The organism is Pseudacidovorax intermedius (assembly GCF_001476815.1).
In the GTDB taxonomy this organism is placed as follows: Bacteria; Pseudomonadota; Gammaproteobacteria; order Burkholderiales; family Burkholderiaceae_C; genus Xenophilus; species Xenophilus intermedius_A.
Genome location: NZ_LDSL01000094.1, coordinates 1 through 25,601 on the forward strand (window position 1 = coordinate 1; position 25,601 = coordinate 25,601).

28 protein-coding genes are annotated in these 25,601 nt (G+C 56.9%); 7 read left to right on the forward strand and 21 right to left on the reverse strand.

Features of this window, described 5'->3' with window-relative positions:
* A partial coding sequence (locus NS331_RS26725) for an SEN1982 family lipoprotein (protein ID WP_502263810.1) occupies positions 1-287 on the forward strand: 287 nt, incomplete at its 5' end.
* Positions 288-321: 34 nt separating this feature from the next.
* Here the strand turns inward: NS331_RS26725 and NS331_RS14705 are convergent.
* Together NS331_RS14705 and NS331_RS14710 are read right to left on the reverse strand one after the other, a co-directional pair.
* Positions 322-780 carry a type II toxin-antitoxin system YhaV family toxin gene (locus NS331_RS14705; protein ID WP_058642728.1) on the reverse strand — a complete coding sequence of 153 codons (459 nt, stop codon included), beginning with the start codon at positions 778-780 and terminating at the stop codon, positions 322-324.
* Positions 780-1,097, reverse strand: a complete 318-nt coding sequence (locus NS331_RS14710; RefSeq protein ID WP_058642729.1) for a type II toxin-antitoxin system PrlF family antitoxin — start codon at positions 1,095-1,097, stop codon at positions 780-782. The genes NS331_RS14705 and NS331_RS14710 overlap by 1 nt, the downstream gene beginning before the upstream one ends.
* Before the next feature lie 513 nt (positions 1,098-1,610).
* Here NS331_RS14710 and rfbB point away from each other — a divergent pair.
* The 3 genes from rfbB to rfbC are packed head-to-tail and all read left to right on the forward strand — an operon-like array spanning position 1,611 to position 4,125.
* Positions 1,611-2,690, forward strand: a complete 1,080-nt coding sequence (rfbB, locus tag NS331_RS14715; protein WP_058642730.1) for a dTDP-glucose 4,6-dehydratase — start codon at positions 1,611-1,613, stop codon at positions 2,688-2,690.
* Positions 2,687-3,577, forward strand: a complete 891-nt coding sequence (rfbA, locus tag NS331_RS14720; protein ID WP_058642731.1) for a glucose-1-phosphate thymidylyltransferase RfbA — start codon at positions 2,687-2,689, stop codon at positions 3,575-3,577. The genes rfbB and rfbA overlap by 4 nt, the downstream gene beginning before the upstream one ends.
* The gene (gene rfbC / locus NS331_RS14725) at positions 3,574-4,125 is read left to right on the forward strand and encodes a dTDP-4-dehydrorhamnose 3,5-epimerase (protein WP_058642732.1); all 552 of its coding nucleotides are present in this window, start codon (positions 3,574-3,576) and stop codon (positions 4,123-4,125) included. The genes rfbA and rfbC overlap by 4 nt, the downstream gene beginning before the upstream one ends.
* Positions 4,126-4,378: 253 nt before the next feature.
* On the opposite strand, the gene NS331_RS26190 is transcribed toward rfbC, so the two are convergent.
* The 19 genes from NS331_RS26190 to NS331_RS14770 all read right to left on the reverse strand — a co-directional run bounded on the left by NS331_RS26190 (position 4,379) and on the right by NS331_RS14770 (position 22,056).
* Positions 4,379-5,620 carry an O-antigen ligase family protein gene (locus NS331_RS26190; protein WP_153012864.1) on the reverse strand — a complete coding sequence of 414 codons (1,242 nt, stop codon included), beginning with the start codon at positions 5,618-5,620 and terminating at the stop codon, positions 4,379-4,381.
* Positions 5,621-5,701: 81 nt separating this feature from the next.
* Positions 5,702-6,640 (reverse strand): glycosyltransferase, encoded by a 939-nt coding sequence (locus NS331_RS25565; RefSeq protein ID WP_082702495.1) that lies wholly within the window; start codon positions 6,638-6,640, stop codon positions 5,702-5,704.
* On the reverse strand, positions 6,633-7,367 hold the full coding sequence (locus NS331_RS27445) for a glycosyltransferase family 2 protein (RefSeq protein WP_082702496.1): 735 nt from the start codon (positions 7,365-7,367) through the stop codon (positions 6,633-6,635). The genes NS331_RS25565 and NS331_RS27445 overlap by 8 nt, the downstream gene beginning before the upstream one ends.
* Before the next feature lie 38 nt (positions 7,368-7,405).
* On the reverse strand, positions 7,406-8,167 hold the full coding sequence (locus NS331_RS25575) for a glycosyltransferase (RefSeq protein ID WP_082702497.1): 762 nt from the start codon (positions 8,165-8,167) through the stop codon (positions 7,406-7,408).
* Positions 8,168-8,184: 17 nt separating this feature from the next.
* Complete coding sequence (gmd, locus tag NS331_RS14730) at positions 8,185-9,309, reverse strand: GDP-mannose 4,6-dehydratase (protein ID WP_058642733.1); 1,125 nt, start codon at positions 9,307-9,309, stop codon at positions 8,185-8,187.
* 15 nt (positions 9,310-9,324) lie between these two features.
* Positions 9,325-10,260: a GDP-L-fucose synthase family protein gene (locus NS331_RS14735; RefSeq protein ID WP_058642734.1), complete on the reverse strand. Its 936-nt coding sequence runs from the start codon at positions 10,258-10,260 to the stop codon at positions 9,325-9,327.
* A gap of 10 nt (positions 10,261-10,270) precedes the next feature.
* Positions 10,271-11,425, reverse strand: coding sequence for a glycosyltransferase family 4 protein (locus NS331_RS25580; RefSeq protein WP_193758114.1), 1,155 nt, complete (start codon positions 11,423-11,425; stop codon positions 10,271-10,273).
* Position 11,426: 1 nt separating this feature from the next.
* Positions 11,427-12,356, reverse strand: coding sequence for an NAD-dependent epimerase/dehydratase family protein (locus NS331_RS25585; protein WP_193758115.1), 930 nt, complete (start codon positions 12,354-12,356; stop codon positions 11,427-11,429).
* The gene (locus NS331_RS25590; protein WP_193758116.1) at positions 12,320-12,952 is read right to left on the reverse strand and encodes an acyltransferase; all 633 of its coding nucleotides are present in this window, start codon (positions 12,950-12,952) and stop codon (positions 12,320-12,322) included. The genes NS331_RS25585 and NS331_RS25590 overlap by 37 nt, the downstream gene beginning before the upstream one ends.
* A gap of 85 nt (positions 12,953-13,037) precedes the next feature.
* On the reverse strand, positions 13,038-14,318 hold the full coding sequence (locus NS331_RS26195; RefSeq protein WP_153012866.1) for a lipopolysaccharide biosynthesis protein: 1,281 nt from the start codon (positions 14,316-14,318) through the stop codon (positions 13,038-13,040).
* Positions 14,319-14,336: 18 nt separating this feature from the next.
* Positions 14,337-15,269 (reverse strand): glycosyltransferase family protein, encoded by a 933-nt coding sequence (locus NS331_RS26200; protein ID WP_153012867.1) that lies wholly within the window; start codon positions 15,267-15,269, stop codon positions 14,337-14,339.
* Between the two features lies 1 nt (position 15,270).
* Complete coding sequence (locus tag NS331_RS25595) at positions 15,271-16,140, reverse strand: NAD-dependent epimerase/dehydratase family protein (protein WP_082702501.1); 870 nt, start codon at positions 16,138-16,140, stop codon at positions 15,271-15,273.
* A 1-nt stretch (position 16,141) separates the two neighbouring features.
* Positions 16,142-16,684: a dTDP-4-dehydrorhamnose 3,5-epimerase family protein gene (locus NS331_RS14740; protein ID WP_058642735.1), complete on the reverse strand. Its 543-nt coding sequence runs from the start codon at positions 16,682-16,684 to the stop codon at positions 16,142-16,144.
* A complete protein-coding gene (gene rfbH / locus NS331_RS14745) occupies positions 16,684-18,021 on the reverse strand; it encodes a lipopolysaccharide biosynthesis protein RfbH (RefSeq protein ID WP_058642736.1) in 1,338 nt (445 codons plus the stop codon). The genes NS331_RS14740 and rfbH overlap by 1 nt, the downstream gene beginning before the upstream one ends.
* Positions 18,022-18,025: 4 nt before the next feature.
* Positions 18,026-19,099, reverse strand: a complete 1,074-nt coding sequence (rfbG, locus tag NS331_RS14750) for a CDP-glucose 4,6-dehydratase (protein WP_058642754.1) — start codon at positions 19,097-19,099, stop codon at positions 18,026-18,028.
* 5 nt (positions 19,100-19,104) lie between these two features.
* Positions 19,105-19,881, reverse strand: coding sequence for a glucose-1-phosphate cytidylyltransferase (gene rfbF / locus NS331_RS14755; protein WP_058642737.1), 777 nt, complete (start codon positions 19,879-19,881; stop codon positions 19,105-19,107).
* A 14-nt stretch (positions 19,882-19,895) separates the two neighbouring features.
* Positions 19,896-20,897 carry a 2Fe-2S iron-sulfur cluster-binding protein gene (locus NS331_RS14760; RefSeq protein WP_058642738.1) on the reverse strand — a complete coding sequence of 334 codons (1,002 nt, stop codon included), beginning with the start codon at positions 20,895-20,897 and terminating at the stop codon, positions 19,896-19,898.
* Positions 20,894-21,268, reverse strand: a complete 375-nt coding sequence (locus NS331_RS14765) for a MarR family EPS-associated transcriptional regulator (protein ID WP_058642739.1) — start codon at positions 21,266-21,268, stop codon at positions 20,894-20,896. The genes NS331_RS14760 and NS331_RS14765 overlap by 4 nt, the downstream gene beginning before the upstream one ends.
* A gap of 92 nt (positions 21,269-21,360) precedes the next feature.
* A complete protein-coding gene (locus NS331_RS14770) occupies positions 21,361-22,056 on the reverse strand; it encodes a sugar transferase (RefSeq protein ID WP_058642740.1) in 696 nt (231 codons plus the stop codon).
* A gap of 244 nt (positions 22,057-22,300) precedes the next feature.
* Between NS331_RS14770 and NS331_RS14775 the strand changes: the two genes are divergently transcribed.
* The 3 genes from NS331_RS14775 to NS331_RS14785 all read left to right on the forward strand — a co-directional run bounded on the left by NS331_RS14775 (position 22,301) and on the right by NS331_RS14785 (position 25,525).
* Positions 22,301-23,854, forward strand: a complete 1,554-nt coding sequence (locus tag NS331_RS14775; RefSeq protein WP_058642741.1) for a fumarate hydratase — start codon at positions 22,301-22,303, stop codon at positions 23,852-23,854.
* A gap of 15 nt (positions 23,855-23,869) precedes the next feature.
* The gene (gene murI / locus NS331_RS14780) at positions 23,870-24,691 is read left to right on the forward strand and encodes a glutamate racemase (RefSeq protein WP_058642742.1); all 822 of its coding nucleotides are present in this window, start codon (positions 23,870-23,872) and stop codon (positions 24,689-24,691) included.
* A 144-nt stretch (positions 24,692-24,835) separates the two neighbouring features.
* Positions 24,836-25,525 (forward strand): PA3715 family protein, encoded by a 690-nt coding sequence (locus NS331_RS14785; protein ID WP_502263811.1) that lies wholly within the window; start codon positions 24,836-24,838, stop codon positions 25,523-25,525.
* Positions 25,526-25,601 lie beyond the last annotated feature (76 nt).

Consider the following 25,601-nt stretch of genomic DNA (forward strand, 5'->3'; position numbering starts at 1 on the left):
GCAAGACCGGCACCGGCGCCGCCGCGCCACCGGACTTCTGCGCCGCCCACCTCACGCTCGACCGCATCGTCGGCTGGGCGCCCGAGGCGGGCCACAAGGCCGGCGACGGTGGCCCCGTGGTCGTCACCTACACCTACCACGTGCAGCCGGCGCCCTGGGCGCGGGACGCGGAGGCGCAGCGGGTGTTTCCGATGGTGGCGCGCGTGGTGGAGGGGGACGGGCGGCTGGAGTTGCGGCAGGCGTTTGTGCGTGGGGAGCAAGGTTGGGTGCCCACAATCGGCGGCTGAGGCCCCTGCCCGGCAGGCCCAGCCACCATTCACCCTACTTCCGTCTGCCCCAATCCGGCTTGCTTGCCTCAACCAAGGCATTCCAGTCGTCTGGGGGATTTCCACGTCCGAGCATTTTTTCGAAAACGGCGTAGGGATCCGATTTGCTGCCCGATGACCGCAGGGTCTGCTCGTCGTTGACCCAGGCATACACGATGACCTTCGCCTTCGAGTCGTAGCGAAAGAACAGCCGGTAGCGCCTTCCGAGCTTGGCTCGCCTCCAGTGCCGATAGGCCGGCCCCAAGGTGTTGCCCTGGCGGTATTCGTCGCGTCCCGGGTCACTCGGTACCCCGTCCTGTATCAACTGAACCAGGGCCCGGAAGAACTTGACGTTGGCGTTGGCCCCGAACCCTTCCGGGTCGTTCTCCTCGGCGCGCAGCACCGCCGCGCGCAGCTTCATCATCTGCGCGATCAGGTTGTCGTGGAACAGCAGCGTCCAGCCATGCTGTTGCATCAGATTTCCACGTCCTCATCGAAATCGTCGCCCAGGTCCACTTGGTGGCCCGCATGCGCCAGCATCGTGCGCGCCAGTTCATCGGGCAGGCCGTGAACATTCCGGCCAGCTTCGAGGTCGCGCGCCAGCAAGACCAGGAACGCGGCGATGGCCGGGTCCTCGTGCTCGGCATCTGCGCGGGTCACGACCACTTCGTCACCCCGCAATTCGAACGCGAGCTTGCTGCCGGCATCGGCACCGAGCGCTTGGCGGATGGACTTGGGCAGCGTGATCTGCCCCTTGGACGTCAGCGTGGCAACTTCGTGAATGGCAGGCATGGCGGCTCTCCTGATGGCAACGCCAAATTGTAAGGAACATTCCTTACCAAAGCGTGATTGACAGCACCATCGGCTGGGCCAGTCGGTCAAGCTCGGTCGAGCGGCGCCGCTTCGTCGCCGTCGAACACCGTCCGCACCGCCGCCAGGCGCCGTGTTCGGCACGTCCAGCTGCCGGCCGGTGAACCACTCTTAGTCAGCGCCGCAGCTCACCCGCGCCGTCAGCCACGGGCGGGGCGCAGGCGGCGAGCCGACGATCGGGATCAACAAACGCAGAAAAAAGCCCACCGTGGGTGGGCCGCAAAAAGCGCTTGCGCAGCTGAGAGGGAGATTTCGAACTGTTGAGCTGTCCAGTGCAGGACCGGGCAGGGCTCGCCGCAAGCGCCCGGGCGACTATCGCTGCACCAAACGCGCCGGACGGCAACAGCAAGTTTTCTTCAGATAATCCAGGCGCCCACGGGGTTTTCAGTGGCAGGTGCACCCGTCCTTGCCGCTCCCGTCTCCACCGTTCTTCTCATGATCCTTGTGACAGGCGGCGCCGGCTTCATCGGCGCCAACTTCGTGCTCGACTGGCTGGCTGGCACCGACGAGCCGGTCGTCAACCTCGACAAGCTGACCTACGCAGGCAACCTCCAGACCCTGGCCTCGCTCGATGGCGACAAGCGCCACGTCTTCGTGCAGGGCGACATCGGCGACGGCGCCCTCATCGACCGCCTGCTGGCCGAGCACCAGCCCCGCGCCGTCGTCAACTTCGCCGCCGAGTCGCATGTGGACCGCTCCATCCACGGCCCCGAGGACTTCATCCAGACCAACGTGCTGGGCACCTTCCGCCTGCTCGAAGCCGTGCGCGGCTACTGGAGCCAGCTGCCGGCCGAGCGCAAGAGCGCCTTCCGCTTCCTGCACGTCTCCACCGACGAGGTCTACGGCACGCTCTCGCCCACCGACCCGGCCTTCACCGAAGAGAACAAGTACGAGCCCAACAGCCCGTACTCGGCCAGCAAGGCCGCCAGCGACCACCTGGTGCGCGCCTGGCACCACACCTACGGCCTGCCGGTGCTGACCACCAACTGCTCCAACAACTACGGGCCCTTCCACTTCCCTGAGAAGCTGATCCCGCTGATGATCGTCAACGCCCTCGCTGGCAAGCCGCTGCCGGTGTACGGCGACGGCATGCAGGTGCGCGACTGGCTCTACGTCAAGGACCACTGCAGCGCCATCCGCCGCGTGCTCGAGGCCGGCCGCCTGGGCGAGACCTACAACGTGGGCGGCTGGAACGAGAAGCCCAACATCGAGATCGTCAAGACCGTGTGCGCGCTGCTCGACGAACTGCAGCCCCGCGCCGACGGCAAGGCCTATGCCGAGCAGATCAGCTACGTGACCGACCGCCCGGGCCACGACCGCCGCTACGCCATCGACGCCCGCAAGCTCGAGCGCGAACTGGGTTGGAAGCCGGCCGAGACCTTCGAGACCGGCATCCGCAAGACCGTCGAGTGGTACCTGGCCAACCAGGAATGGGTGCGCAACGTGCAAAGCGGCGGCTACCGCGACTGGGTGGCCAAGCAGTACGGCGACAAAGCCAAGGAAGGCACGCAATGACCCAGACAAGAAAAGGCATCATCCTCGCCGGCGGCTCCGGCACGCGCCTGCACCCGGCCACGCTGGCCATCAGCAAGCAGCTGCTGCCGGTCTACGACAAGCCCATGATCTATTACCCGCTGAGCACGCTGATGCTCGGCGGCATGCGCGACATCCTGATCATCAGCACGCCGCAGGACACGCCGCGCTTTCAGCAGCTGCTGGGCGACGGCAGCCAGTGGGGCATGAACCTGCAGTACGCCGTGCAGCCCAGCCCGGACGGCCTGGCGCAGGCCTTCATCATCGGCGAGCAGTTCCTGGCCGGCGCCCCCAGCGCACTGGTGCTGGGCGACAACATCTTCTACGGCCACGACCTGCAAAATCTTCTGGGCGCCGCCGATGCGCAGCCCGAAGGCGCCACCGTCTTCGCCTACCACGTGCACGACCCCGAACGCTATGGCGTGGTCGAATTCGACGCCGGCGGCCGCGCCGTCAGCATCGAAGAAAAGCCCGCCCAGCCCAAGAGCAGCTATGCCGTCACCGGCCTGTACTTCTACGACCAGCAGGTCGTGGACATCGCCAAGGCCGTCAAGCCCAGCGAGCGGGGCGAGCTGGAGATCACGGCCGTCAACCAGGCCTACCTGGAGCAGGGCCACCTGAACGTACAGATCATGAAGCGCGGCTACGCGTGGCTGGACACCGGCACGCACGAAAGCCTGCTGGAGGCCGGCCAGTTCATCGCCACCCTGGAGCAACGCCAGGGCCTGAAGATCGCCTGCCCCGAAGAGATCGCCTGGCGCGCCGGCTTCATCGACGCGGCGCAGGTGGAGAAGCTCGCCGCGCCGCTCAAGAAGAACGGCTACGGCCAGTACCTGATGCGCCTGCTGCGCGAGGAGTACCGCGGATGAAGGTCACGACCACCAAGCTGGACGGCGTGCTGATCCTGGAGCCGAAGGTCTTCGGCGACGAGCGCGGCTTCTTCATGGAAAGCTTCAACCAGCGCGTCTTCGACGAGGCGGTGGGCGGGCACATCGAGTTCGTGCAGGACAACCATTCGCGCTCGAGCAAGGGCGTGCTGCGCGGACTGCACTACCAGCTGCAGCAGCCCCAGGGCAAGCTGGTGCGGGTGACGCGCGGCGCGGTGTTCGACGTGGCGGTGGACATCCGCAAAAGCTCACCGACCTTCGGACAGTGGGTGGGCGTGGAGCTCAGCGAGAGCAACCACCGGCAGCTGTGGATCCCGGCCGGCTTCGCGCACGGCTTCGTGGTGACCAGTGATAGCGCGGACTTTCTGTACAAGGCCAGCGACTACTACGCGCCGGCGCATGAGCGCAGCATCATGTGGAACGATCCGGATATCGGGATCGCGTGGCCGGATTTTGGTGGGGAGCCGAAGGTGTCGGCGAAGGATGCCGAAGCAGCAAACTTGGCAGCGGCCGACCTCTTTGCTAAGTAGGGCTTCGGCTGCGACGACCGACCAGGAGTGCAACGTTGTGGGCTACAAGCCTCGACGCCTTGCGCCTAACTAACCGCGAATTGCCAAGCAATAAAGAGCCGGCTTAACTGGCCACTGGAGTCGTTTTCGAATTCATGTCAAGAACGTCCAGGGACACCTAATGCCCAGCAATTCGAATTAAGACCCTATATGAGCTCCCAATGATTTATATCTTTCGACGCTATTTTCCTCAGCAAACAACTTCCTGCTTGGACTAATGAAGACTAATCCGAACCAAGCCAAATTGTTTCTTCCCGAAAATCACAAATCCTGCCGCAAGGCCAAAACAAATCCAAATATTGTAAATATTAAAATAATTTAACGATAAAAACGCCGGAATTATGGTGGCCACGATGAAGACATCCGAACCAGCTAAACAAATTACATTTTTTGAAAATATAAAACGACAAACAGGCCAGATGATAAAAAGCGCAAGGGGAATACCAAACCACGCAAACAACGATAAAAGCAGCGAGTGAATATTTTTATTTTCTTCGAAAATGGTTGACATCCCTTCGATATGAGCATTTAAGTCATCCGACTGAATGCCCCACCCTAACAGCGGTCTCAACTCCACAGCATTAATACCGCTCCAAATCGAGTTCAATCTTGCGAGACTTGAAGCGTCAAAAGCAAGGTCGCCCAAACGGCTACCCAATTGTCCCAGGTGCGGAGCGACCAAAAACGCAACCGTACCCATCAAAGCGACTCCCGCTAGCAGACGAATCGACTTACCTGAATGTTTTACTTTGAACAAAGAATAAACAACCAGCGGTCCAACAAATGCTAACACCGTTATCGACTGGGTTGCAGCGAGTCCCAAAGCGATCAGCAGAGCTCTGGTGCTCCTCCTCGTAAGCATTAAATAAATCAGTGATGGCAGCAACAAAAGCGCCAACACAGATGGCTCAGAGGAAAATCCGAAAGCACGCCCGTAAGCCGTGAAATCCACTAACTGTGAAGCATCCAAATCTCCAAACCCACGATTATTACGAAACCCAAGCAAAAGCCCCGAAGAGCTTCCAAAAATCTGCCAACCTATAAATTGAACACAAGCGAAAAGTGACACAACTGTACTTGCAGAAACATAGCCCCTTATAAATTCGTTAACTAGATGAGGCCGAGTCGCAAGATTCAACCCGGCAACTACTGCGATTAAACTAAAATGGAAAGCTACAAAGTTTTTTATTAAAAGATCATTATTTCTGTAAAAAATGTTATGAATAATAAAAAGAACACACAAAAGTAACCAAACAGAGCAAAACCATTTACTTAGCTTTAATTTTCCACGGGCGAAAAGTAGCCCGCAAAACGCAATTGAGAAAAGGTTAGAAAATTGTATTCCGGTGCTGCTTCCCAAATGAAATAATGCAACACTGGGAAATAAACATGAAAATCCCAGGAACCACACTAAGTGAGACATCTCACCGCGCTCAGAAGAGACTTTTTCATTCACAGATAGCGATCCAACACAGTTTACTTGTCTAACTCTATTTCAATAAATTAAAACTATGCGCGCACAAAATTCTATATCGAACTAAATCCAGCGAAAAATTGAGGCACCCACTAATATCAACCGGTCTCCAATTTTTCTCCTGCCCTGTCTCGCAACTAGCATCGCCAGTTGCACCGACTCACGTAGCGACCGTTCCATTCTATCTCTAAGAAGTTCGTATGCAATCGAAAAGGACGATGATCGCTCTAATGCGACAGCGCTATAAACAGCCGCGGCTGCCAGGCACTGGCGTGAATACCATCCGCTACGTAACAAGGATAACCTTTTCGATATTCCCTTCATCCCAACTCTTGAACCTATATCATTAGTCGCATGTTGCCTATAAAACATCGTCACACGCGAGTCAAAAAACCAACGGCCACCCCAAGCTCTCACTAAGACATAGACGAGCCAATCATGAAAATGCATATCGTCACACAAAGAACGATTTCCCTCGACTAATTTTTGAATCTTGATGAATGCCTGTCTAGTGAGCACAAACGTACACCCCTGCCCAGCTCCTTCGAAGATAAAATCCAATTCTTTTAGGCTAGAACTTTGAAAGAATCCTCGGCCCACCTTTTTATTGCCATCCCATGGCAGAACGGACGCCGAATAACCGTCATAACTCGACAGATTCAAACACTCAACTGCATTAGCCAACTTGTTTTCAAACCAAACATCGTCCTGATCCGAAAACGCCACATAGTCCACGTTCGAACTATCAAAATCCAATATGAGCTGCCGAAAATTTCCGCCAGCAGACCCAGATGATTTAGATGCCACCTCCAGTTCAACTCTTGGATTGGACATGAACTGGGCTTTAATGCATGCAACAGTACTATCGCTTGAGGCGTCGTCCCTAATTTTCAGTAAAGTCTCAACGCCCTTTTGGCCTAAAATACTTTGGACTTGCTCACCGATCCAGGCTTCCCCGTTATAGGCCGCAAGCAATACCCCAACCTTTGCCATTTTAAGCATTAGTACTGCTTCCTTTACGTACCATAGCTACTAGAAGCGCTCTGATCATCCATACTCGCGACAGCAATTTGAAAGCGAGAGAATTAGATGATCGCCCTCCCGTATGCGAAAAGTTATTCTGATGCCTTCGAAATCGGAATAGCGACCTTTCGCTAACGTTTACGGAAAAGAATGCCTCAGCGACAAGTGCCAAATACCAGTCATGCCATATTACGTTTTTTGGTATGGGCAACGCAATATCAAGAATTTCACGTCTGAAGGCCATGCAACAGCCCACATAACTGTTCTTGACCAAATTTCGGAAAAAACCTTTTCCAAATCTGACATACTCGAAAACAGTAACACCGAAGGGGACCAAAGAACCGTCAACAACTTCGCCGTTCATCATGGTTAGGGTCGCAGTCTTTAAAGCGCGACATCCCTCATCAATTCGCCCCGGCAACCATATATCGTCTTGATCGCTAAGAAACACATACCGATTTGACGCCTGCCGAATCAACCGTTCGAAATTCGCTACTACCCCCCCTGCACTCACCAACGACACGATTTTCACTTGGGGCACGAATTCGCGTATTATGGCATGTGTGTCATCAGTAGACCCATCATCAGCTATGAGCAGTTCATCGCCAGGTTGCATTTGCTCGATAATGCTGCTAATTTGTTCGCGAACGAACATTGCCCCATTATAGGTAGCGAGGCACACCGAAACAGGAGGACGTTCTTCCATCAATGCGTCTGATAAAAATAATTCACAATGGTGCCATTTTATGTCAGCGAATTCTTGCCAAGGACGTTTGCGAGCCGACTAAGAAGAGCCCATTTAAAAATTCGAGCGCTTGCCAACGCAACCTGCACGACCACGTTTGAGCCTTCAGAAATCTGATAAAGCAGGGTTTCAACTATCGAACGCAATTGATGTTTGCTAGACATACCTCCCAGCGCAAACTCGCCAAAAATGCGATCCGAATACTTAACCTTCAGCTTACCCTTCAAAATCTTCTTTAAGAATAGGGCGTCTGCGACTAATCTATAGTTAATATCATATGCCCCAAATAAAGCGTGGGCTTTCATATTGATCACGGTGCCTACGCTGTGGTGGGAGACTGCCCTCCCCAAAACAAAGCGATGCAACCATCTTGGGCCAGCAAACTTCACCTTGTTCAACGGCATCAATCGAACACCTCCGAGGACTAACATTGCATCGTCCGCGCTAAGACACCCTAGTATGCTCTCAAGTAGATCAGGCTCGGGTCGATCATCCGCGCCGAATACCATGTAGTAAGGTGTCCGAATCATCGCAAGTGCCTTATTCAATCCGTGATAAAAGCCCTCGTCGCGCTCAGATATGAAATAATCGAATAACTCTGAGCTGGCAGAGAGCTTTTCAAACGTTCCGTCGGTAGATCCGGCATCTATAATGATCCAGTCGTACTGAGTTCGATCCAGTAATTGAAATGATTTCAGATAACTGTCCACTTCATTTGAACAGTTGTACGTCATCGTAACGATTGAAAGCTTCTTTATCATGCCAGCTCAGCACCTAGTTATTCCCGGTGATCGAATGCTTGATAACCAGCACTCCGCACCAAATCATCCCGCTTTGCATGCAAGTAATCGCTTTCGATCATCTCTGTGACAAGTTCATCGAATGTAATTTTCGGGCTCCAACCAAGCTTGCTTTTTGCTTTGGAAGGATCGCCGAGTAGAGTTTCCACTTCGGTGGGGCGGTAGTAACGAGGATCGACCCTAACAACCACGTCACCAACCTTGCACTTTGAACGAGCGCCCTCAACCTTAGTAACCGTACCGACCTCGTCTAAACCGGAGCCTGAGAACTCGATATGCATCCCCAGTATTTGGGCACTCTTTTCTACGAACTGGCGAACGCTATACTGGACGCCTGTCGCGATGACGAAGTCTTCGGGTACCTCTTGCTGAAGCATCAGCCACTGCATTTCGACATAGTCCTTGGCGTGTCCCCAGTCGCGCAGTGCATCCATATTGCCCAAATAAAGACAGTTCTCTAATCCCAATGCAATTCTCGAGATAGCTCGAGTAATTTTTCTCGTAACAAAGGTTTCACCCCGAATAGGGCTCTCGTGATTGAAAAGAATGCCGTTGCATGCATAAATTCCGTAAGCTTCTCTATAGTTGACCGTAATCCAGTAGCCGTATAGCTTAGCAACCGCATAAGGGCTTCTTGGGTAAAAAGGAGTGCTCTCCTTCTGTGGTATCTCCTGCACTAGCCCATACAACTCACTAGTACTCGCTTGATAAAACTTAGTTCTTTTTTCCAGCCCCAAAATTCGGATAGCCTCCAGAATTCGCAGAGTTCCGATTCCGTCTGCGTTAGCCGTGTATTCAGGCGTTGCGAAAGACACCGCGACATGGCTCATGGCGGCCAAATTGTAGATTTCGTCGGGCTGAACTTCCTGAATGATCCGAATTAGGTTTGTGCTGTCGGTGAGATCTCCATGATGAAGCACAAATTTTCGATTTTCTACATGAGGATCTTGGTACAGATGATCAATACGATCGGTGTTGAAAAGGCTAGAGCGGCGTTTTAGCCCATGGACAATGTATCCCTTGTTGAGCAAAAGCTCGGCAAGATAGGCTCCGTCCTGGCCAGTAATGCCAGTAATCAACGCCACTTTATTAGTCTTAGTCATATAATTCACCTAAAGTTAGGATTGCTTGTAAAAAGGAGTGCTTACGTAGGTTTTCATAATGCCTTCTTCTAGTGAGATACGAGGCTTCCAGCCCATGCTTTCAAGCTTTGAAGCATCCAGCAACTTTCTCGGGGTGCCGTCGGGCTTGCTGGGATCAAATACGATTTGCCCTTCGAAGCCAATCACCTCTGCCACAATCGTTGCGAGTTCACGAATGGTGATATCGCTTCCGCTCCCGATATTGATCAAAGGCTCGCTTACGTCACTTTCCATTAAAAAAACGCAAGCATTTGCAAGATCATCTATATACATAAACTCACGCATTGGAGTTCCAGTCCCCCAAACCTCGTAAGTTGGGTGATTGTTTATCTTTGCATCATGCGCTTTTTTGATCAACGCAGGCAGCACATGGTTATTGGCGAGATCATAATGATCGTTAGGACCATAAAGATTTATCGGCATCACGGAAAAATAATTTCTGCCATATTGCCGCCTGTAACTATCACACATTTTCACACCTGCGATCTTTGCGATAGCATAAGGTTCATTCGTGGGCTCAAGCGCACCTGTGAGCAAGTATTCTTCTTTAATGGGCTGTGGGCAGTATTTTGGATAAATGCAATTCGAACCTAGAAAGAGCAGATTCTGAACACCTGCTTTGTGAGCCTCATTTATGACGTTAACCTGCAGAGATAGATTCTCAAAAATAAAGTCTGCGGGAAAATCATTATTTGCCTGAATGCCCCCTACCTTAGCTGCGGCTAGCACTACGTAGTGCGGTTTTTCTTCCTGAAAAAAATTGGCTACTTGCTCTTGATTCAGCAAATCTAGCTCTTGACGAGTTCTTAATATAATATTAGTGTAACCCTTGCGCTGAAGTTCGCGGACGATGGCAGAACCAGCAAGTCCGCGATGACCAGCAACGAAAATCTTTGAATTTGTGTCGATCATAAATCGTATTTTAGGGAATGAGGGTGGATACACTACGAACAATACGCTCGAACTCGGAGCCGAAATGCGCCCATCTCCTATCGTAGGAATCGCGAGCCGCGGCGAAATGCTGAGGTTCCGATTCGGGGTCGTACTGCTCATACGCTTGTAGCAGCGCCTCCGCTGCTGCGTGCGCGTTATTGGGGTCGAAGTATATAGCCCTAGTTGGTGCCTGCTCGCGATGAACAGGAATATCTGACAGCACCAACAATTTGCCTAGGGCCTTCGCTTCCTCCACCGATGTGCTCCATCCTTCAAAAAGAGACGGATTTAGCACCGCTATTGAATAACCCATAAGCCCGATAACGTCCTCATAGGGTATCACCCCCAAGAGCTTGATGTGATCAAAAAGCCCCTGCTCTCGAATCCTATGCTGAACTTTTTCTACGTGATCAGGAAACCGATAGTCGACAAGCTTGCCAGTGCAGACAACCTGAATATTATGGCCGGCATTCTTTACAAGTGCCAACGCGTCTACGATGGTAAGATGATTCTTATGAATCCATAACTGGTTTGGTAGATGAATCCATTTCTCAGCCAAGCCATACTTCCCCCGGAGTTCGTGGTGAGAGGGCGCTGACGCTGACGCATGAGGCTTGCCCGATACAAAATTCAGGACGAATTTTTCTTTCTCAGCTGCCTTCGGATAATACTTGACGCAGTCTTCCAACGCATTCTGGCTGCTAAATAACAGCGCAGTGCAACGCTCCACGACGTTTGAAAACTGATCTTGCCGATGCAGCCATTCGTCTCTCTGAAAAAAATCTGGGTAGTAGATATGCTGGAAGTCCGGAATCCATGCAATTGATCTGATGCCATCGCAATACCAGTGATCCCCGAAATGAAATACAAGGTCTATCTCGTTCTTCGCGAGAAGTTTTTTCAGCAAAAAATCTTGGCCGACCCGCAGCCGGTTTGTGATCTTTCTCACGTACCAGCTCGGCGTCTTGCGGTCGAGAAACTCTGTTCTGATTACTTGGGCGTGCTCCTCCAGTTCAGTTGAACTGAACCTCTTTCCGCAGACAAGATATATATCAACCAGTTGAGAGCCGTGCACCGCCGCAAATAGATTTTTGAAATAGTTGACACCCCCTGTCCAACTCATGTGCTCGACAAGAAATGCCACTTTAATTTTTTTCATTGACAAACCAATCGACGTAATTTTTTATACCTGAATGAAGATCGGTCTGGGCGCTCCAACCGATACTGCGCGCAGCCGAGATATCTGCAATGTAGCCCGGCGGATCACCTGCTTTTGACACACCGGTGAATCCCACCTCCGTCACCGTAGCGACCTGCATACTGACGAGCGCCAAAACCTCCTTAATCGTGACGCCTTGGCCTGAACCAGCGTTAATGATTCGGGGCACATTCGGTCCCGCCGTCAGGATTTGCGCAATGAGTCTAATTAAATCGTCAATAAAGAGCCAGTCACGAATTTCATTGCCCGTTCCAAAAAAATTGTTGATGCCGATGCTTAGCTTAGAACAGGCGTCCCAGAGTAGTTGCTTCCTAAGGCCCGGCCCATAGATAGAGAATGGTCTGACAATGACATGGTCAACGAGCGCGCGTTCAACCAGCCGTTCTGCTTCAAGCTTGTGTTTTCCATACGGAGACACCGGGCATTTGGGTGCCGACTCATGGATCGGAAGCACCATCGAGTTGCCGTATACCGCAGCGCTGGACAAATAGATAAATCGAATATTTGGCCATCGTCGTGCGCAGAGATTTCCCAACTCATCCGTGTATTGAACTGTGTCGCTCCAGTCCTTTGCTTCGTCTAGCAAAGAGCTTGCAACAGATGAGCCTCCAGCGCAATGTACGACAAAGTCCAATCGTTGGCGTCCTAGCGCGCTCTCAATGGCCTTCACATCACTGCCGATCACTTCGATGGCGCCATGGTCGGCGCAAATGCCACTCCTCGAGCTGGCAAGAACCCGAAAGCCAAGCTGAGCCAGGCCCTTAGCAGTACTCCCGCCAATAAACCCGCCCGCGCCCGTCACCAATACCGAACCGGCACTCATAGATTGCCCAATCTTCTCGACGCTGCAATCCACGGCATTTCCTTCATTGCATATCGGTCATTCAACTGTTCAAGATAAGAATTCTCCGAGAGAAGCGATCTCTCATCATCCTCGGTAAAAAGATCGACCAGCTTCCAGCGACATTCGGCGAACGAATAGCGCTTGATGATCCTTGCGGGAGCACCAACAACAAGACTAAATGGCGGCACGTCAGAGATCACGCTCGACCCAGCCCCCACTACCGCGCCGTGTCCGACGACAACTGAGCCGATGACCATTGCAGACGCGCCAATGAACACGCCGTGCCCCACGCGAATATGGTCTGAGGAGGTTGGAGCCGAGTGCAACGCTGGTTCTAGCGGATTACTATAGTCATGGGCACTGCCTAGAAATTTGCAATCAACAGACGTCAGTACGTGGCTTCCAATACGGATGCTGGCGCCGCATGTAAAAAAGTTTCTTTTACCGATGAAGCTGTTAGAAGCAATGACCAGACTTGGCTCCCGCTTGTCGCTTCTATGATTGACGTTTAGCCACACGCCCTCACTAATGCAACAGTTTTCACCAATTTCAACTTGGCGCGCGCCCAGGATGTGGACCGACGAGTCGACATAGGATGACTTAGGCACCACTAGTCTGTTCCCGAAGATAAGTGTCTGAATTCGGCATTTGGCCCACACGCTAAGATGTGGCCACATCCATTTTGCAAAACGCCTAAGCAATGGCTTCACCTCTTCCGACACTGCTTATCCGAACCACGGCTCTGAAGTTGCAGACCAGCATAGGTATTAACGTTAATAATCCACTCGCAAGGGGCACGACCCAAAATGACGAGAATTTTGAAAACAACAGGTTAGCGATCGGAATGACAAGGACGATCGAAAAAATCGACATAACTGCCTGAATTAATATGTCTTCAAATGCGTTTAGGAAGACTGCTCCAACATAGGAAAAAATCTGGGCAATTGCTTGAAACGCAAACGGAAGCGCATCGGTCCAGTGCAATCCGACTGCATTACGAGTCCAAACGCTGACGATATTAGACGCCAGCATAGCGACGCATACTACACCGAGCGAAAACAGCAATGCGACTTGATGCATCCGGATAAATACTCGTCGAAGCTCACGTGAATCACCGGTGCTTCTCACCTTTGAGATCTCCGTCCACATAATGGCAATCCATATTCCATAAAAACTCATCCCGAGCTGAAAAATCCTGTTGCAAATATCGAAGCGCGCGGCTTCCCGTGCGCCTAGTGCGTTGTACGTGAGGATGTTGCCTAATCCATAAAGAAAGACAACGGATATCTGAAGCAGCAAGAATTTCCCGCCAACCGCGAATCGGCTAAAATTGAATTCTAAGCCGCTTCTCAACGACAGCGTCGATTTCACATCAAAACCTATTTTTTTTAACGAATAAAAAAAGCCAAATAACGCAAATGCAAAGAATGAGATGCCCCAAATCGCACTTAACTTAAGCAGACTTGCATTGCCATCGACAATGGCTAATACCGCCACAACGCAAATGAAGAACCAAACGTTTGCAGATTGGAAAAATGACTGAGAAACAAACGCCCCCAAGCCGGCCAAAATGCTCGACGAAAGCAGAAATGGCACGGACGCAGCGACAGGCGCGTATAAAAAGAGAATCGCCGACGCATTAGGCGACCCTCGCGCAACGACCGTAATGGACAGCGCGCCAACCGCTATTGCTGACACTCCCGCCAGCACCCAAAACGCAGAGCGCAGCTCCACTTGAAGCGCGCGAGGATTCTTCGACAGAGATCTGCCGGCAATGCTATTACGAAGACTGCTGCCGATCCCCAGATCCAATAGAGCTGCATACATCAAGATAGAGCTCAGCGTTACCCATGTGCCATAAAGCTCTGCGCCTAAATACTGCAGGAGTAGGGGCACGCTTACCAAAGAGAACGCGATCGAAACCAGCCTCAACGCGCTTGCACCGGCGAAGTTTCTTAGCTTTAAGAGTCTCATATATGTGGTGAATACGGTCTAGCAGTGTCTAGTCGCCAATATCTTCAGTCTAGAAACGAATGAACGCCGTGCGATGCTTATTACCGTTCGAAGCGAGGCTCCCGCCGGAATTGGATATTTCTTCCGGAACTGAATGAGTTCTTCGTATCGCTTGCCCGCATATAGAAGTCCAATTGCCGAGAGAAGATTTCTTGCGGCAATTTCTGCGCGCGCTTTTCTCCAATCCGCTTGCAGATCCAAGCTGCCATTATCCAACTCCACATCAATTTTTTTTAGCCATTTTTCTATTTCGGCCATCCACTGATCTGAGGCGATCTTTGCATGAGTCAAACTGCCTCTCCAAACGCGATATTGACCAACAACAGTCGTTGAAAATACAACCTTGCCGTTAAGAGCACAGCGTTGGACTAAATCGCTATCTGCAGCCGTGAGTTCGAATGAGGAGTCGAGTCCGCCCAGCTTCTCGAAGGTTGTTCTTTTGAACGCAATGGCCGGCATTCGCGCATCAACGCCTTTAATAAATTTCCGAAACGCCGGCTCGCCCACCAAAATTTCATCCCTTTCAGGGCGATAAGTGTGGAAGACGCTGCCAGATTCATCTATTAGGTCACATCCACAAACGATCATGTCCGCTTCTGGGTTTTGAACTAGGATATCCCGTATATGCTCCAATCCACCGGCAAGATATTTATCATCATCGGATGGAATAATGACATGACTTTGATCGGGAGTTACAAGGCGCGCTGCCCTGTTCCAGTTCGAAAACATTGGAATAACATCAGCACATCCGGAAAATTCAAGATTAACGTTCCTGTTAATTTTTCCTTTCTCCGTCAATCCACCATTGTCGCTGACCCAGACGGGCGCGGCTTCTGGAATTGAATTTAACAAATCATTTAGAAGTTCCGACCTGTTGTAGGTAGGAATCGCTATTCCAAGTCCAATATTCATGCTATTTTTTTCTTTCTTTTATCTCTTCAAGACCTTGGCGTAAGCTGATTCGCGCTTTCCAATTCGGGACCGAGTCATCAACTGGATAAAGTTTCATGACTTCCCTATTGCGATATGGTCGCCCCCCGAAATTAACCTTCAATTTCTTTCCAAAAGTAGACTCCACGTGAGCTGCAATTTCTTTTAATGAATACTCTTTGCCGTATGCATGAAATACTTGAAAATTTTGAGCATGTTCGCTGCAGAGATAATTAATCGCGCAAGTATATGCCGACACAACGTCATCTACATGGGCCATTGCGATAAGCTGGTCGCCAGGTGAGACATCCAATTCAACTCCGCTGGTCACTGCGTCAACGAGCAGATTCAAGATTTTTCTTCGTTTGTCCCCTTCGCCGTACGAATCGCCAAGTTTTAGCACCAATGTGCGGATGCCTTTGGCTTCGGCATAATACTGACAAATTTTTTCAAAAGCCGTTTTAGTAGCAGCATAGAGGTTGACCGGCGCATCTCGCCGGCCCTCGTAATCTTGCCAACCCGAGCCAGTCGTGATAAAGCAATCAATCAAGCACTCGCTCATCGAGTCGAGTAGTTGAGTACCAAAAGTTATGTTTGCGTCGATGAGATTTTCGATGTCGGAGCGTTTGTGCTCTACTAGGAAGAGCGAAGCGACGTGGATTACCAGCTTTGGCTGTGCTCGCTTCAAGGCCGAGCTAATCGAGTCGATAGTTCCATCATAATAGAATGTCGAAGAATCAGCTGACCGCTCCGGCGTTCTGCTTAGTCCGTATATCTCGTGGCCGGACGCTCTCAGTGCGCTCGCGAGTGCGTTTCCGGTAAAACCGGTGATTCCAGTAATGAGGATCTTCATGTCAAAACGGTGACGTAAAGTCTTCGAATCTTGCAAATCGGCTGTCGCGCTCTGAGAGAATTGGATTTTCTACCGGCCACTTAAAACCAAACGAATTCCACAGTACGCCGGCATCGTGCGTGGGTGCATGAACCGACGTTACTTTGTAGAACATGAGTGATTCGTCGGCTAACGAAAGAAAGCCGTGTGCACAGCCGCGAGGAATAAATACGGCTGAAGGGATGTCCTTGCTGAGTTCGAAGGTCGTATATTCGCCAAAGGATGGCGAAGCAGAACGAAGGTCGAGAACCACATCGAGTATCCGGCCGGTCAGGCAAGTGACGATCTTTGCATGCTCAAAGGGCGGCGTTTGAAAATGCATGCCGCGGATGACGCCCTTGATAGAGGAGGAGAAATATTCCTCCGTCCAAGTCTCATTGATACCAAGCTCCGCAAATGACGGGGTATGCGATGTCTTCATAAAAAAACCTCGCGAATCGGCATGCTGCTTGTAGAGCACCTCAAAGCAGCCCTCGATCTTCGAATCTCTTTTCTGAAATTGCATCAGAATCCGACCCCGAAATATTCTTCCAGCTTGGCGACGATGTAGTCCAAATGCTCGGTCGTCAGCGCTGGGAACACACCGATCCAGAACGTCTGGTTCATAACCACGTCCGTACGCTCTAGCGTGCCGCTTACGCGGAAGTTCTTTCCGATCATGTACGGCTGGCGCGTGAGGTTGCCGGCAAACAGCAGGCGCGTGCCGATCTTGTTTTCGTCCAGGTAGCTCAGCAGATCCACGCGCTTCACGCCGCTGTCTTCCTTGAGGATCAGAGGAAAGCCGAACCACGACGGATTGCTATTGGGCGTGGCTTCGGGCAGGTGCAGGAACTGCTCGCAGCTCTTGAGCTTTTCCTTCAGGTAATTGAAGTTGGCGCGGCGCGCGGCAATGAACTCTTCCACACGGTCCATCTGGGCCAGCGCGCAGGCGGCCTGCATGTCGCTGATCTTCAGGTTGTAGCCCAGATGGCTGTACGTGTACTTGTGGTCGTAGCCTTCTGGCAGGTCGCCCAGCTTCCAGCAGAAGCGCTTGTTGCAGGTGTTGTCCTTGCCGGGGGGGCAGTAGCAGTCACGGCCCCAGTCGCGGAAGGATTCGGCAATCAGCTTCAGCTCGGGGTTGTTGGTAAACACCGCGCCGCCCTCGCCCATGGTGATGTGGTGCGCGGGGTAGAAGCTCAGCGTGGCAATGTCGCCGAAGGTGCCGACCAGCTGGCCGTTGTAGGTGGCGCCCAGGGCGTCGCAGCAGTCTTCCACCAGCCAGAGGTTGTACTTCTTGCACAGGGCCACCACCACGTCCAGGTTGAACGGGTTGCCCAGGCTGTGGGCCAGCATGATGGCCTTGGTCTTGGGGGTGATGGCCGCTTCGATCAGGCTGGCGTCGATGTTGTGGGTGTTCAGGTCCACGTCCACGAACACCGGCACGGCGCCGAACTGCAGGATGGGGTTGACCGTCGTCGGAAAGCCCGCCGCCACGCCGATGACTTCGTCGCCCTGCTTGATGGCGCGGTCGCCCAGGCGAGGCGAGGTCAGCGTCGAAAACGCGACCAGGTTGGCCGAAGAGCCCGAATTGACGGTGATCAGGTGCTTCACACCCAGAAAGTGCGCCAGCTTCTCTTCGAACATGGCGTTGAAGCGGCCGGTGGTCAGCCAGCCGTCCAGGCTGGCCTCGACCATGTACTGCAGTTCCTTTTCGCCGATGACCTTGCCCGACACGGGCACGGGCGTCTCGCCGGGCACGAAGGGCTTGGGGGCGTAGGTCTTTTCGGCGTACTGCTTCACCAGCGCAGCGATCTGGGCGCGAATCTGGTCGGTGGTCTGGAGGCTGATGGTCTGCTCGGTCATGGGTTTACTTCTCGCTGCTGTCTTGGGTGAATTGTTCGATCTGCGTCAGGCACAGGGCGCGCACGTCGCCCTTGGCCAGCCAGGCCTGGTGCCAGGTGACGATCTTTTCGAGGGCGGTGGCCAGGTGCCAGGTCGGCGTCCAGCCCAGGCGGGCCTTGGCCTTGGAAACGTCCAGCTTCAGGTAGTTGGCTTCGTGGGGGTTGGGGGCGTCGTCCAGCTTCCAGGCGGCGCCGTCGCCCCAGGCGGCCACCATGTGGTCGCAGATCCAGCCGACGGGGCGGGCATCCTTTTCTTCCGGGCCAAAGTTCCAGCCCTCGGCCACGTCCTGGCCCTGGTTCCACAGTGCCTGCGCCAGCACCAGGTAGCCCGACAGGGGCTCCAGCACGTGCTGCCACGGGCGGGTGGCTTGGGGGTTGCGCACGATCACCGGCTTGCCGGCCTCGAAGGCGCGAAGGATATCCGGCACCAGCCGGTCCAGCGCCCAGTCGCCGCCGCCGATCACGTTGCCGGCCCGGCCCGAGGCCAGGGCCGGGCCGCCAGCCTGGAAGAAGGACCGGCGATAGGCGCTGGTCACCAGCTCCGAGCAGCCCTTGCTGTTGCTGTAGGGGTCGTAGCCGCCCATGGGCTCGTCTTCACGGTAGCCCCACACCCATTCCTTGTTCTCGTAGCACTTGTCGGTGGTGACGTTGACCACGGCGCGCACGCCGGGCGTCTGGCGCACGGCTTCGAGCAGGTGGACGGTGCCCATGACGTTGGTGGCATAGGTTTCCACCGGCTGGCTGTACGACAGGCGCACCAGCGGCTGGGCTGCCATGTGCAGCACGATCTCGGGCTGAAAGGCTGCCATGGCCGCCTGCAGCGCCGCCAGGTCGCGCACGTCGCCGACGGTGTGGCCCATGCCCTCGGCCACACGGGCTTCTTCGAACAGGCTGGGCGTGGTGGGCGGCGTCAGCGCATAGCCCTGCACGGTGGCACCCATCTGCTGCAGCCACAGGCTGAGCCAGCTGCCCTTGAAGCCGGTGTGCCCGGTCAGAAAGACGCGCTTGCCCTTCCAGAAAGCGGAATCGACTTGGCCCACGGTGCTCAGCTCCACATCTTCCAGGGCGCCTTGCCGCCGGCCCACAGTTCTTCCAGGTGGTGCTTGTCGCGCAGCGTGTCCATGGGCTGCCAGAAGCCGTGATGCTCGTAGGCCATGAGTTCGCCGTCTTCGGCCAGCTGCATCAGGGGCTGCTGCTCCCACACCACGTCGTCGCCGCCCTTCACGTACTTCAGCACTTTGGGCGACAGCACGAAGAAGCCGCCGTTGATCATGGCGCCGTCGCCCTTGGGCTTTTCCTTGAAGCTCATCACCTGGCCTTCTTTCATGTCCAGCGCGCCGAAGCGGCCGGGCGGGAAGGTGGCGGTCAGCGTGGCCTGCTTGCCGTGCTTGCGGTGGAAGGCAATGGAGGCGGTGATGTCGATGTCGCCCACGCCGTCGCCGTAGGTGAAGCAGAAGGCCTCTTCGTCCTTCACGTAGTCGGCCACGCGGTTCAGGCGGCCACCGGTCATCGAGGTGTCGCCGGTGTCCACCAGCGTCACCGTCCAGGGCTCGGCGCGCTTGTGGTGCACGTGCATCTGGTTCGACTTCATGTCGAAGGTCACGTCGGACATGTGCAGGAAGTAGTTGGCAAAGTACTCCTTGATCACGTAGCCCTTGTAGCCACAGCAGATCACGAAGTCGTTGATGCCGTGGTGCGCGTACATCTTCAGGATGTGCCACAGGATGGGCCTGCCGCCGATCTCCACCATGGGCTTGGGACGGGTGGAGGTTTCTTCGCTCAACCGGGTGCCAAGGCCACCAGCCAGGATTACAGCTTTCATGGGATCGAATCGATTCAGGAGGTTGAAGAACAGACGAAGGCGTCGGAAAGGAACTGGCGCTCGGGCAGACCGGCGGCGGCCAGGGCCGTCCTGGCGCTGTGGATCATGGCGTCGGAGCCGCAGGCATACACCGTCACTTGGTCCAGCGCGGGGCTGCGGCCCAGGTAGATGTCATGCACGTAGCCCAGCGCGCCGGCCCACTCGGGCACCTGGCGCGACAGCACGGGCGTGAAGGTGAGCGGCAGGCCGGGCGCGGCCACGTCGAAGTAGATGTCCTGCGTGCGGCGGCCACCCCACAGCACGTGCACCGAGCGGGGCAGTTGCTCGGGCGGCAGCTCGCTCATGCTCTCCAGCATGGCCTTGACCGGCGCAATGCCGGTGCCGGTGGCCAAAAACACCAGGTCGCGGCCGGCAGTCTTGCGCAGGAAGAAGGTGCCCAGCGGCCCATGCAGGCGCAGCAGGTCGTTGGGCTTGGCCTGTTCGAACCAGTAGCGGCTCATCACGCCGCCTTCGACGGCGCGGACGTGGATCTCCAGCTTCTTGGTGCCGCGGTCGGCGGCGGCCAGCGAATAGCTGCGGCGCACGCCGCCAGGGCCGATCACGTCCACATACTGGCCGGCCAGGAACTTGAAGTCGGCGGTGGGCGGCAAGCGCAGCTCGATCTTGACGACGTCGTCCACCAGGCGCTGGATGGTGTCGATGCGGCAGGGCACCGTTTTCTGGGCGGGCAGTTGCACGCCTTCCAGGTCTTCGACGTCGAGCACCACGTCGGTGGTGGGCGTGCGAACGCAACCGAGGATCCAGCCGGCGGCCTTTTCGTCGTCGCTTAAGCCGGTTTCTTCGTGAAGGGCGCGGCTCTCGCCGGACAGCAGGCGGCACTTGCAGGTGCTGCAGCGGCCGGTCTTGCAGCTGTAGGGCAGGTTGACGCCGGCGGCGGCAGCGGCATCGACAAGGGTGCTTCCCTCCTCGGCCGCAAAGGTCTTGCCGCTGGGCAGGCTGACGCTGAAGGTGGTCATTGTTGGGTGGGACCTCCGAATCCTGTGACTGGCTTGCTGCGCGCGCCTTCGCCCTCTTCCGCCAGCAATACGGCAAGTTCCGATTCGAGGGCGGCGTATTCCTGCTTTTTTCTGTTGATGTAGTTGCGCGTGAGCATCAGCCGGTGATGGAGGCCAGTCGGCGTGAGGATGTAGGCCGTCTTGTTCACCTTTTCGGTGGACTGCATGAAGCGGTCGATCTTGACCCAGCCTTTCTCGATCAGGGCGCGCAGCACGTAATTGGTACGGCCCAGGCTCAAGCCGACGGCCTGCGCCAGTTCGCGCTGGCTGTATTCGGGATGTTGCTGCACTGCACGCAGCAGCCTAAAGCTGGCTTGTTCCTCGGGGGTCATGTGTTCAGTCGTGAACGCGTTGCTGAAACAAATACGCACAATTTGCCAGGCACGGCCATTTGGCCTGCCTGGCGAATTCAGGCGTCAGTCTTTCAGTAAGACCCCTTGTGGCTGATGAAGACCTTGACGGTCTTGAACAGCAGGCCCACGTCGCCCCAGAAGCTGCGGTTGTGGACGTACTGGGTGTCCAGCGCCACACGCTCGCTGTAGCTCAGGTCCGACCGGCCCCCCACCTGCCAGGGGCCGGTGATGCCGGGGCGCACGCTGCCGTACACCGGCGCATACAGGCCGTAGTACTGCTCCAGTTCCTTGCGGACCACGGGGCGCGGGCCCACCAGGCTCATGTCGCCCACCAGCACGTTCCAGAACTGGGGCAGTTCGTCCAGGCTGGTCTTGCGGATGAAGCGGCCGAAGCGGGTGATGCGCGGGTCGTTCTTGAGCTTGAAGGTGGCGTCCCACTCGGCGCGGGCGGCGGGGTCGGTCTCCAGCAGGTGGCGCAGCACCTCTTCGGAGTTGGTGACCATGGAGCGGAACTTGAGGCACTTGAACTCGCGCCCGCCGCGGCCCATGCGGCCGTGCCGGTAGATGGCGGGCCCGCCGGTGGTAAGGAGCACCATCGCCCAGATGGCCATGAACAGCCAGCCCAACAGCACGAAGAAGGTCAGCGCACCCACGATGTCCATGGCCCGCTTGAAGAAGCGGGAGGCGGCACCCTGGGTCGGGACGGCAACCGACTGGCTGAACGTCGTTCCGGTCCGCATGCTCATCTCGTTGTACGAAGGCTTCATTGTTGGGCTTTTTTAAAAATTGTTAACTTGCTACGGCGGCAAGTGGCCTGACCCTGGGCGTTTACCCGTAGATCATACGTGACGAAGTTAACGGTTACTGAACTGTCCTTTGGGGGCAACGCTGCCTTGACGCAGTGCAGCATTTGAGGCTGGGGCGGCGGGTCGCGGGTGTCCTGGCGCGCCGGTGCGGCCGGGCAGACGGCCGATAATCGCCGGCTCCCCTCGATCCACAACGACACGTTCCATGTCCACGATCTCCAAGTCCGACCTCGTCGAGTCCATCGCCGCGGCGCTGCAGTACATCAGCTACTACCACCCCGCCGACTACATCGCCCATCTGGCCAAGGCCTACGAGCGGGAGCAGAGCCCGGCCGCCAAGGACGCCATGGCCCAGATCCTCACCAACAGCAAGATGAGCGCCACCGGCCACCGGCCGATCTGCCAGGACACGGGCATCGTCAACGTCTTCCTCAAGGTGGGCATGGACGTGCGCTGGGAAGGCTTCGGCACCGGCAGCCTGGAAGACGCCGTCAACGAGGGCGTGCGCCAGGGCTACAACCACCCCGACAACATGCTGCGCGCCTCGGTGGTGGCCGACCCGCAGTTCGCCCGCAAGAACACCAAGGACAACACGCCCGCGGTGATCTTCACGGAGCTCGTGCCCGGCAACACCATCGACGTGACGGTGGCGGCCAAGGGCGGCGGCAGCGAGAACAAGAGCAAGATGGTCATGCTGAACCCGGGCGACAGCGTGGTCGACTGGGTGCTCAAGACGGTGCCGACCATGGGCGCCGGCTGGTGCCCGCCGGGCATGCTGGGCATCGGCATTGGCGGCACGGCCGAAAAGGCGGTGCTGATGGCCAAGGAGAGCCTGATGGACAGCCTGGACATGCACGAGCTGCAGGCCAAGTCCTCCCGCGGCGAGGCGCTGACGCAGGTCGAGACGCTGCGCCTGGAGCTGTACGAAAAGGTCAACGCCCTGGGCATCGGCGCGCAGGGCCTGGGCGGCCTGAGCACGGTGCTGGACGTCAAGATCAAGATGTACCCCACGCACGCGGCCAGCAAGCCGGTGGCGATGATCCCCAACTGCGCGGCCACGCGCCATGCGCACTTCGTGCTCGATGGTTCCGGCCCCTCGTTCATCGAGGCGCCCTCGCTCGACCTGTGGCCCAAGATCGACTGGGCGCCCGACTACAACAAGAGCAAGCGGGTCGACCTGAACACGCTCACGCCCGAGGTCGTCGCCAGCTGGAAGCCGGGCGACACGCTGCTGCTCAACGGCAAGATGCTGACCGGCCGCGATGCCGCGCACAAGCGCATCCAGGACATGCTGGCCAAGGGCGAGCCGCTGCCCGTGGACTTCACCAACCGCGTCATCTACTACGTGGGCCCGGTCGATCCGGTGGGTGACGAGGCCGTGGGCCCCGCCGGTCCCACCACCGCCACCCGCATGGACGGTTTCACCGACATGATGCTGGCCAAGACGGGCCTGATCGCCATGATCGGCAAGGCCGAGCGCGGCCCGGTCGCCATCGAGGCCATCAAGAAGCACAAGAGCGCCTACCTGATGGCCGTGGGCGGCGCGGCCTACCTGGTGAGCAAGGCCATCAAGCAGGCCAAGGTGGTGGGCTTCGCCGACCTGGGCATGGAAGCCATCTACGAATTCGACGTGGTCGACATGCCCGTGACGGTGGCCGTGGACGCCGGCGGCACCAGCGCGCACATCACCGGCCCGGCCGAATGGAGCCAGCGCATCGCCACGGGCGAGTTCAAGGGCATCGAGCTGGCTTCGGCCTGAGCCGGGGGCCGGGCGATGGGGCAGGCCACACACGCGGGCACGGCGCCGATCGGCGTGTTCGACAGCGGCATCGGCGGGCTGAGCGTCCTGGCCGCCCTGCGCGCGCGCCTGCCGCGCGAGCGCTTCGTCTACTACGCCGACACGGCCCACGCGCCCTACGGCGAGCGCGGCGACGCCTTCGTGGCCGCCCGCACGCGCGAGGTGGCCGGGCTGCTGGTGCGGGAGCATGGCGTCAAGGCGCTGGTGGTGGCCTGCAACACGGCCACCGCCGCGGCCATCCACCTGCTGCGCGAGGCCTGGCCCGCGCTGCCCGTCGTGGGGGTGGAGCCGGCCCTCAAGCCGGCCCTGGCGCTCAGCCGCACCGGCCATGTCGCCGTGCTGGCCACGCGCGGCACGCTGGCCAGCGGCAAGTTCGGCCAACTGGCCGAGCGGCTGACCGGCGGCGCCGGACTTCCGCCGCACATTCGCCCCGTGCCCTGCGACGGGCTGGCCGACGCCATCGAGCAGGACGACCTGCCCCGGGTGCGCGAGTTGTGCGCCCGCTACCTGCAGGCGGCCGGGCCCCTGGGCAGCGGCCCCGAGCAGGCCGACGTGGTGGTGCTGGGCTGCACGCACTATCCCTTCGTGCTGCCGGTGCTGCGTGGCCTGGCGCCGGCCGGGGTGCGCTTTGTCGAGACCGGCGAGCCCGTGGCCCGGCAGACCGAGCGCCTGCTGGGCGATGCCGGACGGCTGGCCAGCGAGGGGCACGGCGGCGACCCCGTGCTGCTGGCCAGTGGCTCCCTGCGCAATCTGCAATGGGCAGCGCAGCGCCTGGCCGCCGTCGATGGTGCCCACTGAACCATGCAGGTGCATTCGCGCGCCATAGTGGCCAAGCAGTGGGACAAATTGGTGCATCGCGGCTGGCGTCTGTGGATCGGTGGTGTTCTGCTGGGATTGGCCAACACGGCGTTGGCGGCATGCGACAGTGGATTGGCAGAGCGGATGCAAGCCGCTTTGCAGCCGCGCAGGGTGCTCGATCACGACCTAGCGGCGTGTAAGACATGGCCGACAGTGATCGGTAGAAATGTGGTTGTGCTGCCGCTGCAACATGCGGTAAGCGACCGGGGCGCACGTTCTCTTGACGTGGAGCTGCTGGTGGTGCAGCGCCCGGACAACGGCAACACCGAGCGCGACAAGGTCGTCGCCCGGCTGTTCCTGCCCGAGTTGCTGGTGGAAGACGCCGACCTGCGCATCCAGGATGTGCAGCTCGACACCGGGCGCTACCTGCTGGCGAATGGCGAGCGGGCCTTCGGCCTGCGCGTGAGCTACCAGCGGCAGGACCCGGCGAGGCCCTATGCCGCCGAGACGCTGCGCCTCTTCGTGCTCGACCGCAAGAACACGCTGCGCCCGGCCATGGACGAACTGGTGATGCGCCGCGACAGCGGCGAGTGGGACCTGGCCTGCCAGGGCCGCTTCGAGGAGCTGCGCACGCAGCTGACGCCGCAACCCGTGCCGCGAAACGGCAGCGGCTGGGCCGGCCTGGAGGTGCGCCGCAGCCTGGTGGTGCGCCACCGCGCGCCCGACGAGAGCGGCCAGTGCAGCGAGCATGCGGGCGCGCCGCGCTATACCACGGTCACACTGCAGGCGCATGACGGGCGCTACGCGATTCCGCCGGCGCTGCGGGGGCCCTGAGGGGCTTGCGCCGCAAGGAGCAGCATGCGCCCTCGGCGCGGAGGTTTTCACAGCATGCCAGCGCAGAGCCTGGCTG